This is a genomic window from Asaia sp. A2, from assembly GCF_057319415.1.
The window spans coordinates 34746-50407 of sequence record NZ_JBXWTO010000001.1 but is presented as its reverse complement, the minus strand read 5'-3'; the positions used below and the strand labels follow the sequence as shown (position 1 = coordinate 50407).

18 protein-coding genes and 2 tRNA genes are annotated in these 15662 nt (G+C 60.0%); 14 read left to right on the top strand and 6 right to left on the bottom strand.

Annotation, left to right across the window (positions count from 1 at the left end; genetic code table 11):
- Nucleotides 1–67: 67 nt before the first annotated feature.
- From ACWNRM_RS00260 to ACWNRM_RS00250, 3 genes are all read left to right on the top strand, one after another.
- Nucleotides 68–496, top strand: a complete 429-nt coding sequence (locus tag ACWNRM_RS00260; protein WP_485168962.1) for a cytidine deaminase — start codon at nucleotides 68–70, stop codon at nucleotides 494–496.
- A 137-nt stretch (nucleotides 497–633) separates the two neighbouring features.
- Entirely contained in the window at nucleotides 634–1290 is a 657-nt protein-coding gene (locus ACWNRM_RS00255) for a trypsin-like serine peptidase (RefSeq protein WP_485168961.1), read from the top strand.
- A 72-nt stretch (nucleotides 1291–1362) separates the two neighbouring features.
- A complete protein-coding gene (locus ACWNRM_RS00250; protein WP_485168960.1) occupies nucleotides 1363–1767 on the top strand; it encodes a response regulator in 405 nt (134 codons plus the stop codon).
- Nucleotides 1768–2391: 624 nt separating this feature from the next.
- Here the strand turns inward: ACWNRM_RS00250 and ACWNRM_RS00245 are convergent.
- From ACWNRM_RS00245 to ACWNRM_RS00235, 3 genes are all read right to left on the bottom strand, one after another.
- Nucleotides 2392–2468: transfer RNA gene (locus ACWNRM_RS00245), tRNA-Arg, on the bottom strand.
- Between the two features lie 32 nt (nucleotides 2469–2500).
- Nucleotides 2501–2577, bottom strand: a tRNA-Arg gene (locus ACWNRM_RS00240).
- A gap of 64 nt (nucleotides 2578–2641) precedes the next feature.
- Nucleotides 2642–3043 (bottom strand): hypothetical protein, encoded by a 402-nt coding sequence (locus ACWNRM_RS00235; protein ID WP_485172125.1) that lies wholly within the window; start codon nucleotides 3041–3043, stop codon nucleotides 2642–2644.
- Between the two features lie 133 nt (nucleotides 3044–3176).
- On the opposite strand from ACWNRM_RS00235, the gene guaA reads away from it, so the two are divergent.
- The 4 genes from guaA (at nucleotide 3177) to ACWNRM_RS00215 (ending at nucleotide 7370) form a co-directional block, all read left to right on the top strand.
- On the top strand, nucleotides 3177–4772 hold the full coding sequence (gene guaA / locus ACWNRM_RS00230) for a glutamine-hydrolyzing GMP synthase (RefSeq protein WP_023978369.1): 1596 nt from the start codon (nucleotides 3177–3179) through the stop codon (nucleotides 4770–4772).
- A 180-nt stretch (nucleotides 4773–4952) separates the two neighbouring features.
- The gene (locus ACWNRM_RS00225; protein ID WP_485168958.1) at nucleotides 4953–5924 is read left to right on the top strand and encodes a DNA/RNA helicase domain-containing protein; all 972 of its coding nucleotides are present in this window, start codon (nucleotides 4953–4955) and stop codon (nucleotides 5922–5924) included.
- Complete coding sequence (locus tag ACWNRM_RS00220; protein ID WP_485168957.1) at nucleotides 5921–6889, top strand: DNA/RNA helicase domain-containing protein; 969 nt, start codon at nucleotides 5921–5923, stop codon at nucleotides 6887–6889. Before ACWNRM_RS00225 ends, ACWNRM_RS00220 begins: the two co-directional genes overlap by 4 nt.
- A gap of 118 nt (nucleotides 6890–7007) precedes the next feature.
- Nucleotides 7008–7370, top strand: a complete 363-nt coding sequence (locus tag ACWNRM_RS00215; RefSeq protein WP_485168956.1) for an ArsC family reductase — start codon at nucleotides 7008–7010, stop codon at nucleotides 7368–7370.
- A gap of 26 nt (nucleotides 7371–7396) precedes the next feature.
- On the opposite strand, the gene ACWNRM_RS00210 is transcribed toward ACWNRM_RS00215, so the two are convergent.
- Nucleotides 7397–7960, bottom strand: coding sequence for an HNH endonuclease (locus tag ACWNRM_RS00210; RefSeq protein WP_023978366.1), 564 nt, complete (start codon nucleotides 7958–7960; stop codon nucleotides 7397–7399).
- Between the two features lie 138 nt (nucleotides 7961–8098).
- Here ACWNRM_RS00210 and gluQRS point away from each other — a divergent pair, with 138 nt between their 5' ends.
- On the top strand, nucleotides 8099–8956 hold the full coding sequence (gene gluQRS / locus ACWNRM_RS00205; protein WP_485168955.1) for a tRNA glutamyl-Q(34) synthetase GluQRS: 858 nt from the start codon (nucleotides 8099–8101) through the stop codon (nucleotides 8954–8956).
- Here gluQRS and ACWNRM_RS00200 read toward each other — a convergent pair.
- Nucleotides 8941–9078 carry a hypothetical protein gene (locus ACWNRM_RS00200; protein WP_023978364.1) on the bottom strand — a complete coding sequence of 46 codons (138 nt, stop codon included), beginning with the start codon at nucleotides 9076–9078 and terminating at the stop codon, nucleotides 8941–8943. The two genes, gluQRS and ACWNRM_RS00200, sit on opposite strands and share 16 nt — an antisense overlap.
- Entirely contained in the window at nucleotides 9075–10535 is a 1461-nt protein-coding gene (argH, locus tag ACWNRM_RS00195; RefSeq protein WP_485168954.1) for an argininosuccinate lyase, read from the bottom strand. Before argH ends, ACWNRM_RS00200 begins: the two co-directional genes overlap by 4 nt.
- Nucleotides 10536–10595: 60 nt before the next feature.
- Between argH and ACWNRM_RS00190 the strand changes: the two genes are divergently transcribed.
- The 6 genes from ACWNRM_RS00190 (at nucleotide 10596) to ACWNRM_RS00165 (ending at nucleotide 15661) form a co-directional block, all read left to right on the top strand.
- Nucleotides 10596–11369, top strand: coding sequence for an N-formylglutamate amidohydrolase (locus ACWNRM_RS00190; RefSeq protein WP_485168953.1), 774 nt, complete (start codon nucleotides 10596–10598; stop codon nucleotides 11367–11369).
- A gap of 2 nt (nucleotides 11370–11371) precedes the next feature.
- Nucleotides 11372–12238, top strand: coding sequence for a shikimate dehydrogenase (locus ACWNRM_RS00185; protein ID WP_485169297.1), 867 nt, complete (start codon nucleotides 11372–11374; stop codon nucleotides 12236–12238).
- Nucleotides 12239–12335: 97 nt separating this feature from the next.
- Nucleotides 12336–12923, top strand: a complete 588-nt coding sequence (coaE, locus tag ACWNRM_RS00180; protein WP_485168952.1) for a dephospho-CoA kinase — start codon at nucleotides 12336–12338, stop codon at nucleotides 12921–12923.
- On the top strand, nucleotides 12920–13597 hold the full coding sequence (gene dnaQ / locus ACWNRM_RS00175) for a DNA polymerase III subunit epsilon (protein WP_485168951.1): 678 nt from the start codon (nucleotides 12920–12922) through the stop codon (nucleotides 13595–13597). Before coaE ends, dnaQ begins: the two co-directional genes overlap by 4 nt.
- Nucleotides 13594–14529, top strand: coding sequence for a glycosyltransferase family 9 protein (locus ACWNRM_RS00170; protein WP_485168950.1), 936 nt, complete (start codon nucleotides 13594–13596; stop codon nucleotides 14527–14529). The genes dnaQ and ACWNRM_RS00170 overlap by 4 nt, the downstream gene beginning before the upstream one ends.
- Before the next feature lie 43 nt (nucleotides 14530–14572).
- Nucleotides 14573–15661, top strand: a complete 1089-nt coding sequence (locus ACWNRM_RS00165) for a glycosyltransferase (RefSeq protein WP_485169296.1) — start codon at nucleotides 14573–14575, stop codon at nucleotides 15659–15661.
- Nucleotide 15662: the final 1 nt, after the last annotated feature.

Sequence of the window (15662 nt, the reverse complement as noted above, 5' to 3'; positions counted from 1 at the left end):
GAATGACAGACTACAAGGGCAATCTGCGGCTTCCAAGCTGCGATTATACAAGGAAGAGGGATATTTGATGAGCGCAGACCTGATTGAGGCCGCCCTGGCCGCCCGCGAGCGTGCCTATGCCCCCTATTCACGCTTCCAGGTGGGGGCTGCACTGCGTTGCGATGGCGTCATTCATGCCGGCTGCAACGTTGAAAATGCGGCCTATCCTCAGGGAAGTTGCGCTGAGGCCGGTGCGATTGCCGCAATGGTGATGGCGGGCGGGCGCAGGATCGACGAGATCGTCATCGTTGGCTCTGGGGAGGCACCGTGTACGCCGTGTGGGGGATGCCGGCAGAGGTTGCGTGAGTTCGGGGGGGCTGAGCTTGCGATCAGGATCGTCAATACAGAGGGCATGCTTTTGCTGGATACGACTCTTGAAGCCTTGCTCCCGTGGTCCTTTGGCCCGGATCATCTCGTTCAGGACACAGGCGGGAGCGCAAGCGAGGCAAGCGCGTGAATCCTGTGTCTGGCCCAGACAGTCACGATCGGTGCCCGAGGGCATGGCTATGGAAAGCCGTGCTCGCCATGTTTGCATGGGGCGTCCCGTTTGTATGGAGCACGTCGGGAGTGGCCGTCGCTGCAAACGGAGGAAAGATGCCGCTCGCCGGGGTGGGGGGCGCCGCGCGGCATGTGGTCGAGGTCAATCAGGCACCCTGGCGTATCCTGGGGCGCGTTCAGACTGAATTGGGCGTGAAATGCACGGGTTTCATGGTGGCGCCTTCTGTCATCATCACTGCCGCGCATTGTTTGTGGCTGGAAAATGCCGCCAACTTCATTCAGCCAGGCAGCGTGCATTTCATGCTCGGGTACGATACGGGCGCCTGGCGCGCGACGGCGCGTGGTGTGAAATTCATCATTCCCTCAGCCTATGACCCATTCCACCCGTTGCGCACCAGCCAGGCGGATCATGCAACGATCGTTCTGGATCGACCCCTGATGAAATCGCAGGATCTGCTTCCCTTCACGATGGCGAAGTCCGGAGACGACGCCATGCTTGCCGGATACCAGCAGGACCGTATCGAACTCGCGATGGGCGACATCAGTTGCCATGTCGTCAGGGTGAGGGGGCAGTTGATCGATCATGATTGCGCAGCAACCCACGGTGCCAGTGGTGCGCCGCTTCTGGTCTATCAGGAAGGAGCGTGGGCTATTGCGGGGATTGACGTCACTGCACATGATGGTCGAGGCGGCACAGCGGCCGGTTTCCAGGGTAACAGGGTTATTAACAAAACTGTTAGAGAGAAGTCATGACGCGGTAGGTAAACTATCTGGCGCTTGTCACCGTTAAGAAGGCTCAAGGCTCTCTCAGGAGACATAGTTGTCATGTTAACGAGCGCAATTACTGATTCCGGCAGTTCTTCACGCGGTCCAGTCGCCCCGACTGTGCTTGTGGTTGAAGATCAGGTGCTGCTGCGTCTGTATGTCTCGGAGATGATTGAGCAGGCTGGATACACGGTGCTCTCTGCCGAAGACGCGGATGAGGCGCTCGCGATCCTGCGTCACAATCCTCAGATCCGCGCGGTGTTCTCCGACTTCGAGATGCCAAGCTCCATGACAGGTCTGGACCTGGGCTATCATCTGTCACGTACGATGCCGGACGTCGCCTTCGTTCTGACGTCTGGAAGACGGTCTCTCGACAGCTTCTGTCTGCCGCCGCGAGGCCTCTTTGTCTCGAAGCCATTTCTGGAGAGTGACGTCTGCGCCGCGCTTGCGACATTGGTGCATTGACTTCTGAATTCTCTCTACGACGCCTATGAAGTGTTTTTGAAGCTGCAAAGATAAGCATCCAGCAACATTTCAATGACGAAATGGCAGATCAAGCCTGGCTCATGCGTTATGATGACGTTGCGGATATCGCCGCGGGTATACGGAACCTGACGCGGACCTGAATAAGAAGAGACACACTCCTGGATCTGCGCCTTCAGTGCTGCGTTGACCCTGTGCGGCCAACCGTGGGCGATCAGAGGCCGAAGACGCTAAGGCGATCAGCCTGGTCAATCTGCGGCTTATTGATCCCTCAGGGGGGCATTGTCTGGTTTGTGAAGCACCAAACATTATTTCCGACATCTGCCGTATGAGCGCGACTTCTGCTTGTCGCGAGGACGATCGTGGGGATTTATCTTGCAAGAGGCGTGTCCGACCTACGGTGAGCGACGATCGTCCGTCCGAAACCTCTTCTCGTGACGCGATGTCCTGAACAGGAAGAGCAGCGCGACGAGCTGACCTCCAATCTGGCGTATCATCGCCAAATGGTATCATCGCCGTATAAGACACCTCACATCGGAACCAGCTCGTTTTGACTACGAACCATACCAGCATACCGTTGGGTGGCTTGAAATTATTGTTGGAAAATGGCGCACCCGAAAGGACTCGAACCTCTAACCCCCAGATTCGTAGTCTGGTGCTCTATCCAATTGAGCTACGGGTGCGTAGTGATCATTTGACTGATCACGATGTATACTGGCGCACCCGAAAGGACTCGAACCTCTAACCCCCAGATTCGTAGTCTGGTGCTCTATCCAATTGAGCTACGGGTGCGTCGTGGGGCGGGTTCTACTGCGAGTTTCCCGACCCCGCAAGAGGGAAAAAGAATTTTTTTCAATCAATGATTTGGACGGGTCATGACGATATGGGCGCGGCATGTCGGCGCACCATAGATGCCCCCGATGGCATTGCCGACAGGATACCCATTGAACACGATGCTATAGGGTTTGCCTTGTGCATCCTTGAGATCAAGCTGTGCATGATAGTGGTGCGGGTTTGCCCCGCGCACACCCTTGAGAACGAGCGCGTTATCGCCGGGCGTGAAGCTGATGGCCTTACTGCCAATCTGCAAGGTCGAGTCCGTGTTTGTCGGGCAGCTTCCCTCATCGGTCACCAGGGCCCCGGTCCAGAGACCAACAGGGTCCTTGCTCGGGGATTGAGGGGAGGAGCAGGCCGAAAGCGCCCCGATCACACCAAGGAGCGCCGCGCAGGGCAGGGGGCGAAAGCGGGAATGCGACATATCGGTCTCGTCTGAATGAAGGAATGGTGACATTTAGGCGGGCATAACGCGTCGTTTGGGATGACGATGCACGACGAACATCCTATACGATGCCCACAGAACTTGCCCATGCACGACGTGTTGAAAGAGCGCCATGACCGACACCGCCCCGCAAAACGCCGATAACCTCGACCTGCAGCTTCATGAAGATCGTATCCTGATCCTCGATTTCGGCAGTCAGGTCACGCAGCTCATTGCCCGCCGCGTGCGTGAGAGTGGCGTCTATTGCGAAATCTGGCCTTTCACAGCGACAGAAGAGAAGATCCGCGGTTTCCACCCGCGTGGCATCATCCTCTCTGGCAGCCCGGCCAGCGTTCATGACGACAATGCACCGCAGATCCCCGATGTCGTGTTTGACCTCAACGTTCCCGTGCTGGGCATCTGCTATGGCCAGCAGGCCATGTGCGCGCGCCTTGGCGGCAAGGTCGAAACCCATGAGCACCGTGAATTCGGGCGGGCTCACATCGAGATTGCCGAGGATTGCGCCCTGTTCCGTGGTGCCTGGTCGCGCGGCCATCGTGAGCAGGTCTGGATGAGCCACGGTGATCGCGTTACGGCGCTTCCGCCCGGTTTCCGCGCTGTCGCGTGGTCGGAAGGGGCACCGTTCGCCATTATCGCCGATGAGGGGCGTCGCCTCTATGGTGTGCAGTTCCACCCGGAAGTGGTGCACACTCCGCATGGTGCCGCGCTGATCAAGAATTTCACGCATGAGGTTGCCGGTTGCAAGGGCACCTGGACCATGGCCGGCTTCCGTGACCTTGAAATTGCCCGTATCCGCGAGCAGGTAGGCTCTGGTCGTGTGATCTGCGGTCTGTCAGGGGGCGTTGACTCCTCCGTGGCAGCGAAGCTGATCCATGATGCCATTGGCGATCAGCTCACCTGCATTTTCGTCGATCCGGGCATTTTGCGCGCGGGTGAGGCGGATGAAGTGGTCAAGACTTTCCGTGGCCGTTTCAACATCAGCCTTGTTCATCGCGATGCGTCTGATCTCTTCCTGAACGCCCTGGCCGGCGTGACGGACCCGGAGGTGAAGCGCAAGACCATCGGGCGTCTGTTTATCGAGGTGTTCGAGGAAGAGGCCACCAAGCTGGGCGGCGCGCAGTTCCTTGCGCAAGGCACGCTTTATCCGGATGTGATTGAGTCCGTCAGCTTCACAGGCGGTCCTTCGGTCACGATCAAGTCGCATCATAATGTCGGCGGTCTGCCCGACCGCATGAACATGAAGCTGGTCGAGCCGCTGCGCGAACTGTTCAAGGACGAGGTGCGCGCCCTGGGTCGCGAGCTTGGTATCCCAGAAGCCATTGTCGGGCGTCATCCCTTTCCTGGGCCGGGCCTTGCAATCCGTATTCCGGGCGCAATCGATCGCGAAAAGCTCGATCTGCTGCGCAAGGTGGACTCGATCTATCTGGAAGAAATCCGCAATGCCGGGCTCTATGACGCCATCTGGCAGGCCTTTGCTGTGTTGCTTCCGGTCCGTACAGTGGGTGTGATGGGTGACGGCCGCACCTACGACCAGGCCTGTGCCCTGCGCGCCGTAACCAGCACGGACGGCATGACGGCTGAGGTCTACCCGTTCGATTTCGGCTTCCTGAACCGTGTCGCAGGCCGCATCGTCAACGAAGTGCGTGGCATCAACCGCGTCACCTACGACATCACCTCCAAGCCGCCAGGCACGATTGAGTGGGAGTGATCCCCTACGGTCTTGGTGCCACGCTGATCCGACGAAATTGAAAGGAGCGCCCTGTTCAGATGGGGCGCTCTTTTTACATTTGGCTGGGAGTCGGCACGTGCAGTTCTGTTTGCACGACGGTTCAGTCGAGAACAGGCTTCTCAACCCGACTGCTTGATAGCTGATCGCCTTGGGGCATTTATGGCACGCGCTTATCTATCTCTCGACAAAACTGAGCTTGATGCGGCGTCCGACGAGGCTTTGCTTGGTCGGCTGGCATCGAAATTGCCGTTCAGCGTTGAGCAGACACAACGCGGAGCTTGGGCCTATCAAATTGAACATCTCCGAAGATTGCTTGAGGCGTTTCCAAAGGCCCACGCCTTTATAGAATTTCTCATCCCTCGGATGGGGCGGCGGGCCGATTTGGTGTTGTTGCTCCACGGCATCGTATTCGTCATCGAATATAAGATCGGCGCGAAATATCTGAGCCGCGGGGATCTTGATCAAGTCTACGGCTACGCGCTGGATCTGAAAAACTTCCATGAAACGAGTCATGCTCTCCCCGTCGTTCCCATTGCTGTAGCCACATCGTGGCAGGCATCCTCGACACCTCAGTATCAGTTCGATGATGACGGCCTGATGAAACCCATCGCGTTAGGCCAGGATGATCTCGAACGGGCTATCCGAGAAATCTCCCACCTAGACACAACCCCTGCTATCGACCCATTGAGATGGGAAGCCGGTCGCTATCGGCCGACACCGACGATTATTGAAGCCGCGCAGGCGCTATATCATGGTCATTCGGTCCATAGCATATCGCGTTCGGAAGCCGGCGCGGAAAACCTGACGCAGACGGCTCAATACGTTGCGCGCGTGATCGAAAACGCGAAGCGCGAGCATCGCAAAATGATCTGTTTTATTACAGGGGTGCCGGGATCAGGCAAAACACTGGCCGGTCTCAATCTGGCCACCGATCGTCAACGCGCTCATGCTGAGGAACATGCCGTGTTCCTGTCGGGCAACGGCCCATTAGTCGAGGTGTTGCGCGAAGCCTTGACGGTTGATGCTGTCAAAACGGCGAAAGAAAAAATGAGGACAGCAGCAAAGTCCGGGAGCGCCGCCGCGCTGAGGCTTTCATTCAGAACATCCATCATTTCCGCGACGAGGCCTTGAATTGTGTTTCTCCGCCTGCCGAAAAGGTTGTCGTGTTTGATGAGGCGCAGCGCGCCTGGGACCTTGAGCAAACATCAAAATTCATGCAGAAGCGAGGGCAGTCGGGGTTCTCAATGTCAGAGCCTGCGTTCCTTCTTTCGGTCATGGATCGGCATCCAGATTGGTGCGTAGTAGTTTGCCTCGTTGGTAGCGGGCAAGAGATCAACACGGGCGAAGCAGGCATCGATGAGTGGCTGCGCGCGCTTGAGAGCACCTTCCCCCATTGGCAAATTCATCTCTCCCCAATGCTCACCCATGAGAGCGTATTGCACGATCGGGTTCTGGCGGCTCCCTTGCATTTATCGACGTCTATCCGATCCTTCCGCGCTGAGCGGCTATCAGAGTTCGTATCGCATGTCGTGGCAGGGGATGCGGCGCGTGCACAGCAGGTGAGACAAGGGCTTACTCGTTTTCCGCTTTTGGTGACTCGTGATCTCGAAGCAGCGCGGCGCTGGCTCCGCGCTAAGCGTCGGGGGCAGGAGCGAAGCGGTTTGCTGGCGTCGTCAAACGCTGTGAGACTTCGGCCCTGTGGGCTATTTGTAAAAGCGAAGATTGAGCCGCAACATTGGTTTATTGGGCCGCATGATGATGTCCGATCCTCAGATGCGCTCGAGGACGTGGGCACAGAATTTGAGACGCAGGGGCTAGAACTGGATTGGACCTGCGTTTGCTGGGACCTCAATTATCGCCGGGAAGGCCACGCATGGACGAGCTTCCAGTTTAAAGGGACTCGTTGGCAGCGGGTTAATGATTCTGCGAGACAGCGCTATATGGCGAACGCCTATCGGGTTCTCCTTACCAGAGCACGTCAAGGCATGATCATCTTTGTTCCTGAAGGCTCCCCTGAGGATGTCACCAGGCCGGTGCACGCCTATGACGAAATCTACGAATTTTTGCTTGGCTGTGGGTTTGATCCGTACTCATGAGGGGCGAAAGCGAGGCGATCATCGGCTTTGCGATCATGTCGAACATTACCGGTAAGCGCCGCCATTCATGGTATGAGACCGCCCAGTGTTGGGTTCAGATATTCACGAGGAGGGGTGATTGGAGCAAGAGGTGACGATCTACGGAATTACGACTTGTGACACTGTGCGCAAGGCGCGGCGCTGGCTGGATGCCGAGGGTGTCGCCTATTGCTATCACGATCTCCGCAAGGACGGGTTGAGCGCGGAGGATCTGGCGGCTTGGGTGAAGGGTGTCGGTTGGGAGAAGCTGCTCAACAAATCGGGCACCACCTTCCGCAAACTGCCTGAGGCTGACAAGCAGATCAGCACGGAGGTGCAGGCTGTAGCACTGATGATGGCGCACCCGACCGTCATCAAGCGTCCTATCCTGGTGCGAGACGGAGCTGTGACGCTTGGGTTCAAGCCCGAGCTCTATGCGGCAGTTTTTGCGCCCACTTCCTGAGGGGAAGCGGGGCGGGAGGGCGAAACTCAGCCCTCCAGCTCGCTGTCCCAGTACAGATAGTCGCGCCAGCTTTCATGCAGGTAGTTTGGCGGAAAGCTGCGGCCATTCTCCTGCAGGCGCCGTGTCGAGGGCTGCACGGGCCTGATGCGCGGGTGCATGCCAATCTCTGCGGGAAGTTTCGATCCCTTGATCAGATTGCAGGGGCTGCACGCCGTCACGACGTTTTCCCAGGTGGTGCGGCCGCCTTTGGCGCGGGGGATAACGTGATCAAAGGTCAGCTCATGCGTGGGCAATCGGTCGTGGCAATACTGGCAGGAGAAGTTGTCACGCAGGAAAACGTTGAACCGCGTGAAAGCAGGTCGTCGCGCTGTGGGGATATATTCCTTCAGCGCAATAACGCTGGGCACGCGCATGACGCAGCTCGGCGAATGGACCTCGATATCATCGTATTCACTCAGGACCGAAACCCGGTCGAGAAACACCGCCTTGACGCTTTCCTGCCAGGACCATAGCGATAGCGGAAAGTATGAAAGCGGACGAAAATCCGCATTCAGAACAAGGGCGGGGAAATGCTGGGCGCTGGCAAGCATCGATCGCATCCTCTTTTACAGGGCGGCACGATCGAATTATCTCAAGCGCGACGGGAAACCAGCGCCTATAGATACGCGCCGTCTGTCTTATGGGCCTGACTATTTCAGCTTTCCGTGAGCAGGGCAAGCGAAGGTTTGATGACAGGATTTCGCACACGTTTCGCACCGAGCCCGACGGGTTTTCTGCATCTGGGTCATGTTGCCTCGGCCTGTCATGCGCGGGATATGGCTGGGCATGACGGAACATTCCTGATCCGCATCGAGGATATCGATCCGCAGCGCTGCCTGCCTGCCTTCACGCAGGCACTTCTGGACGATCTGCTGTGGCTGGGGTTCGAAAGCGCGGAGCCTGTCATATGCCAGTCAGCCCATCTGCCTTACTACCGGTCCATGCTGGATAGATTGCGCGAACAGGGGCTGGTTTATGCCTGCACCTGCTCAAGGGCCGAAATGCAGGCGGGTGCGGCGGGCATCGCGCCGGATGGGAGTGCAATCTATGGCGGGCATTGCCGTGGTCGTCATGGCCAGATTGTGCCGGATCAGCCGCATGTATGGCGTCTCGATATGAACGCAGCACTGAAGCGGCTCGGGTGTATCCCCTCCTGGCAGGAAGGCGCGCAACGCATCGAGGGGCGGGCTCAGGATTTTGGGGATGTCGTGCTGGGACGGCGTGATAATGGCGTTTCATACCATCTGTGCGTCACCTGCGACGATGCCCGTCAGGGCATTACCTGCGTCACACGAGGAGCGGATCTTTACGAGGCGACCTCGGTGCACCGTGTATTGCAGGAACTGCTTGGTTTTGCGGCCCCGCTTTACGCTCATCACGGGCTGATCTGCGATGAAACCGGGCGCAAGCTTTCAAAGCGGGATGGTGCCGAGAGCCTGCGTGCCTTGCGGGAGAAGGGGATGAGCGCGCCTGCCATTATCGCTCTGGCGCGCTCTTCCATTGCCCGGACGCCCTTTAACGGTGGGGCGGATTACTCCGGCGGGTAGTTATGCGGGTAGGTGATCTTGCTGGCCGGGCCGGGGGCGTGGGGAGCACCCTTTTTGCCGCAGCCAGTGAGCATGAGCGCGCCCGCTAGGGCCAGGCCGAGAATTCGGGTCGTGCGGGTCATGCTGCGTTCTCCTCAAGGCGTGACAGCCAGAGCCCTGCTGCGCGGGCGACGTTCTCCGGCGCCGTGCCGCCCTCACTGGTGCGCGAGGCCAGGGAGGACTCGACGGTCAGTACATCGAAAATGCTGGCATCGATCTGCGGCTCGACACCCTGCATTTCCTCCAGCGTGAGATCAGCCAGATCGCAGCCTTTGGTTTCGGCCATGCCGACCAGTCGGCCTGTGACATGATGCGCCGTGCGGAAGGGCAGACGCGGCACGCGCACCAGCCAGTCCGCAAGGTCGGTCGCGGTCGCGAAACCGGCACCGGCGAGGGCGCGCATCTTGTCTGTGTTGGCGGTCATGTCGCGTATCATGCCATCCATGGCAGCAAGAGACAGGGTAGCGGCCTCGGTGGCATCGAATACCGGCTCCTTGTCTTCCTGCGTGTCCTTGGCATAGGCCAGAGGCAGGCCCTTCATCACCATCAGCAGGCCCATGAAATCACCCGTGATGCGCCCTACCTTGGCGCGCACCAGCTCGGCGGCATCGGGGTTTTTCTTTTGTGGCATGATGGAGGAGCCGGTGGTGAAGCCGTCTGAAAGCCGTACGAAGCTGAACGGTGCCGAGCACCACAGCACCAGCTCCTCCGACAGGCGCGACAGATGCATGCCAAGCAGCGACAGAGCCGAGAGATATTCGAGCGCGAAATCGCGATCGGAGACCGAATCGAGCGAGTTGGCTGTGGGGCGGTCAAAGCCGAGCTGAGCAGCCGTGAAGCGTCGGTCGATCGGGAAGGACGTGCCTGCAAGCGCGGCAGAGCCGAGCGGACATTCGTTCAGACGTGCGCGGGCGTCGCGCAGGCGGTCGCGATCACGCGAGAGCATCTCGACATAGGCCAGCAGATGATGTCCGAAGGTGACAGGCTGGGCGACCTGCAGGTGGGTAAAGCCCGGCATGGCGTCAGCAGCGTGTTCCAGTGCCCGTGTCGCCAGAGAGCGCATGAGCGCGGTGATCTGTCCGCTGATTCCGTCAATGGCGTCGCGCACCCACAGGCGGAAATCGGTGGCAACCTGGTCATTGCGTGAGCGCGCAGTATGCAGGCGCTTGCCAGCCTCGCCAATACGATCGGACAGGCGCGCCTCGATATTCATGTGAATATCTTCAAGATCCTGCGAGAAAGGAAAATTCCCGGCTTCGATATCACGGGCAATGCCGTGAAGCCCGTCGCGGATCTCCTGTTCCTCCGTTGCCGTCAGCAGTCCCACGCGGGCGAGCATGGCAGCATGAGCCAGCGAGCCGCGAATATCCTGACGCCACAATTTGCGATCGAAATCGATGGACGCATTGATATCGGCCATGATGGCAGCCGGACCGGCCGCAAAGCGCCCGCCCCATTGCGGGTTGGCCAGACGTGCTTCGGTCTGGGTGGGAGTATCGCTCGATGGCTGGGGCTTGGTCTCGGTCACGGGGTTGTCCATGGCATGGGGATTGTGGTCAAGGTGGGCTAACCTAGTCAGTCAGCAAGGTGCGCGCAATTCATGAGCGAGCTTCCCCCTCTTCTCGGCCCTGCAGATCCGCTGCCCTACCGGGTAACGAAGGCTACAGGTTCATCGCCGTTCATTCTCGTGAGCGACCACGCAGGACGTGAGGTACCCCGGGCGCTGGGGCGTCTTGGCGTCGACGAGACCGATTGGGGGCGACATATTGCCTGGGATATCGGTATCCACGGGGTTGGTGTGCAGTTGCAGGCGCTGCTCGGCGCTGATCTGATCGAGCAGGTCTATTCCCGTCTCGTGATCGACAGCAATCGTGCACCGGGTCATCCGACATCCATCCCGGCAGTGTCGGACCACACAACCATAGGCGCGAACGTGGCGCTCAGCGCTGCCTGTCGGGCGCGTCGTGAGCGCGAAATACTTCATCCCTATCACGACCAGATCGCAGCACTGCTACGCCAGCGGCAAACGCCCGTGGCGCTGATCGCCCTGCATAGCTTCACGCCGCGCATGAACGGGAAGGATCGTCCCTGGCATGTGGGGATCCTGCATCATCGGGATACGCGCTCGGCACGGATCATGCTCGACCTGCTGCGGCAGGAGGGGGATCTGTGCGTAGGGGATAATGAACCCTATGTGCTGACTGCGACATCGGATTATACCGTGCCGTATCATGCAGAGCAGGGCGGTCTGCCCTATCTGGAGATAGAGATCCGTCAGGATCTGATTGAAAACGAGGCAGGACAGATATCTTGGGCACAGAGACTGGCGCGGCTATTGCCGCTCTACTGGAACGCCATCTCGACGGCGCACTGAACCTGGCAGATGCCAAGGCTGAACTTGCGGCGCTTTTTCCGCAGGGCCAGCCTGTTCTGGCGGCTGTAACGGGATGGCCGCTCGCCTATACGCGCTCGCCCATCCTGCATAATTACTGGTGCGCCGCTTACGGTATCGACGGTCTTTACCTGCGTCTGCCGCTGGCGCCGGAACGCTTCGAGGCCGGGGTACACACATTGCAGGCGCTTGGCTTTGCAGGCCTGAATGTCACGATCCCGCATAAGGAAGCCGCTTACAGTCTGGCTGGCAGGCACACGCATCAGGCCAGACGGGCAGGGGCCGTGAATACGCTGGTCTTTTCACCCGATGGCACCATCCTCGGCGATTGCACCGATGGCACGGGCTATCTGGACTCGCTCGATCAGGCAGGGATTACCCTGCCGCGCAAGACACTGGTGCTCGGCGCTGGAGGGGCCTCGCGGGCCGTTTGTGCGGCACTGCTCGATGCGGGTTGCGACCTGGCCATTGCCAATCGCACCCGCAGCCGCGCCCAGTCGCTTGTCGAGGCATTGGGGGGCGGTGCTGTTCTGGACTGGCAGGAATGGCCCGAGGCTCTCGCCTCTTTCGGGCTTCTGACCAACACCACGTCGCTGGGTATGGCAGGGCAGGAAACTCACGACTGGGCCGCAACGCTTGCATTGGCGTCGTCCGATCTGGTCGTGTCGGATATCGTCTATATGCCGCTCGAAACGCCTCTTCTGGCTGCGGCGCGTGCTCGCGGACTCAAGGGGGTCGATGGGCTTGGCATGCTGATCAATCAGGCACGGCCGGGTTTTGCTGCGTGGTTCGGTCGCGAGCCGCAGGTGGATGACACGCTGCGGGCTCGTCTGATCGAGACGATCGATTGAGCAGGGCTGCGTCAGGGGTGCCGTATTGAATTCGAAAGCGCGCGTCGGGGTTGTTCGCCCTCGTAAGGATTGGCGGCCTCAACGTGCAGGTACCGTCGTGATCGGCCTGACGGGCGGTATGGGAGCAGGCAAGAGCACGGTCGCGCATTTTCTTCGCAGGGCTGGATGGCCGGTTTTCGATGCGGATCGCGCTGTCCACGCCCTTCAGGCGAAAAATGGTGCGGCTGTTCCGGCCCTTGCCCGGCTCTGGCCGGAAACGGTGAAAGAAGGCGCGGTCGATCGCGCAGCCTTGCGACAGACCGTCATTGGGCATCCGGAGCGCATTGTCGCTCTTGAGGCGATTATCCACCCCCTCGTTCGTCGGGCGAGGCAGGATTTCCTACGGCAGATGCGCCGGCGCAAAATGCGGTTCTGTGTGCTGGATATCCCGCTTCTTTTCGAGACCGGAGCCGATCGTGACTGTGATCTGGTCGTTGTGGTGACGGCGTCGTTGCCTGTGCGCCTGCGTCGGATCATGCGCCGACGCTCAATGAGCGAGGCCCAGGCGCGTGCATTGCTGTCACGTCAGATGAGCGATAACGAACGCAATCGACGCGCCGATCTGCTGTTGCGTAATGGCCTCTCGCGCGGCCATACCGCGCAGCAGATGAAACGCATGATGAGAACCCTGGAGAACGCAGCATGAAAAGGTCCATCCTTTTCGATACGGAAACCACAGGGCTCGACCCAGCGACCGGCGATCGCGTGATCGAAATTGCGGCGCTCGAACTGATCGATGATCTCCCGACCGGGGAGGCGTTTCATGTGCTGATCAACCCCGAGCGTGGCGTGCCGCCCGAGGCCAGCCGTGTGCACGGCTTCACGCTCGACGACCTGCTCGATAAACCGAAATTTGCCGAAATTGTGGACGGTTTTCTGGCCTTCATCGGCAATGATGAGATGATCGCCCATAACGCGCCGTTCGATTTTGGCTTCATCAATGCCGAACTCAAGGCATGTGGCAAGGCGCCCCTCGATCGTGCGCGTATGATCGATACCCTCGAGATGGCGAAAAAGCGCTATCCCGGTCTGCCCAACTCGCTTGATGCGCTCTGTCGTCGTCATGACATCGATCTGTCAGCACGCACCACCCATAATGCGCTGCTCGACTGCAAGCTGCTTTCCGAGGTCTATCTGGAACTGATGGGCGGTCGCCAGCGCGGGCTGGGGCTGGCGGTGTCTGGGAGCGGCGGTGGAGTTGCCACCTATCGCGCCAATCCTGATCGCAGACCGCGCCCCATGTCCCCGCCGGATGAGGCGACGAAAGCGGCTCATCAAGCCTTCGTAGCGGGACTGAAAGAGCCGATCTGGCTGCAATGAAACGGATCCTGTTCATCACGGCCAACCGTCTGGGTGATGCCGTCATCTCCTCCGGTGTGCTGGCCGAACTGCGCCGTCTTCACCCGGATGCGCGCATCACTGTGGCTTGCGGGCCTGTCGCAGCGAGCTATTTCGAGCCGTGCCCCTCGGTCGACCGGGTGATCGTGGTCAGCAAGAAGCGCTACGACCTGCATTGGCTCGGTCTGTGGTGGGGCTGTGTGGGCACGTTCTGGACCCGGATTGTCGATCTGCGCGGTTCGGGTGTCTCGCTTTTCCTGCCCACATTTCACCGCCGTATCCTACGCGGTGGCCGTCGGCCGGGCGCGCGTATCGGCCATCTGGCGGCCTTGTTTCGGGGCAAGAAGACGCTCATGCCCGAAATCTGGTGTCGCCCGGAGCAGGAGGATCTCGCAGCCAAGATCCTGCCAGCGACAAGACGTTATTGCGCCCTTGCGCCGACCGCCAACTGGGAAGGCAAGATCTGGCCCGCCCCGCATTTCATCGAGATCGGTCGGGCTATGCAGGCACGAGGGCTGACCCCTGTCATTTTCTATGGCCCCGGCGAGGCGGAAAAGGCACTCGCACGACCTGTCATCGAGGCGCTTGCGGCATCCGGTGCCGGGAAAGGCGCCATTGATCTTGGCGGGGAAGGGAGCCTCGGCCTCGTTGGTGCCTTGCTGCGCCGCTGCGCCCTGTTTGTCGGTAATGATTCGGGGCTGATGCATCTTTCTGCGGCGGCCGGTACGCCAACACTGGGTCTCTTTGGCCCCAGCCGTGCCTCGGAATATGCGCCGACGGGCAGGAAGGCACATTTCGTTGCGGCGCCTGGCCCGGAAGGCAAGGCCCCGATTGCCGGGCTCACTGTTGCGACCGTTCTGACAGAAATTGAGACCCTTCTGGCAGGAGAGGAAGAAGCGCATCATGGCGGTTGAGACGTTCGGTGCGGGTGCAGAGTTGGCGTCTGTCCGCCAGGCGATGCGCGAACGGGAGGGCGGTTTGAGCTTGTCGGAGCGTCATTTCACTCCTCTGCGCATCGCTCACGTCATGGCGGGCGCGCGTAGTGGCGGTGCCGAACTTTTCTATGAACGCCTGTGCATGGCCCAGCATGAGGCCGGTCATGATGTCAGGGCGATCCTTCGTCGTGACCCTGCGCGCGAGGCGCGGCTGGGTGCACGGCACGTCGCCACTGAGGCCATGCGTTTCGGTGGGCGGCTCGATCTGCTGACGCCCTGGCATCTGCGCCGTTCCCTCACACGGTTTCAGCCTGACGTAACCATCGCCTGGATGAGCCGCGCCGCCCGTATGATGCCGGCAGGGCCGTGGCCTGTCGCAGGAAGGCTGGGCGGCTATTACGACCTTGCCAATTATCGGAAATGCTCCGACCTCGTGGGCAATACACGCGGGCTGACACGATGGATGGTGGCCCAGGGCTGGGATGCAGGGCGTGTGCATTATCTGCCTAATTTCGCCAATGATCTGGCCCATGTGAAGCCACAGCGCCCCGATTGCGTGCCAGAGGGGCGGCCGTTCATTCTGGCTCTGGGCAGGCTGCATCGCAACAAGGCCTTTGATGTTCTGATACGCGCCATGAAGAGGTTACCCGGTGTCCATCTCGTCATTGCGGGTGAGGGGCCGGAGCGCGAGGCCCTTACCGGTCTTGCGCGTGGTGAGGGGGTGTCTGACCGCGTGCATATGCCCGGCTGGGTGCAGGACAGCGGCCCGTGGCTGAAAGCGTGCGATCTGCTGGTTTGTCCGTCGCGCATCGAACCTCTGGGCAATGTGGTGATCGAGGCGCTTTCGGCGGCGCGTCCTGTCGTGGCGAGCGCGATACAGGGGCCGGAGGAGGTTCTGGCCGGAACGCAGGACGGGCTACTTGCGCCCACCGAAGATCCCGAAGCCTTTGCGCGGGAGATTGCTGCGGTGCTTGAAACGCCTGCGCTGGCGGCATCGCTATGCGTCAATGGCAGGGCACGTTTTGAACGCGAGTTTGCCGCCCCGGTCGTGCTGGCGCGGTGGGATGAGTTCCTGCATGCACTGGCCTCGCGGCATAATGGGGAGTGCTAGG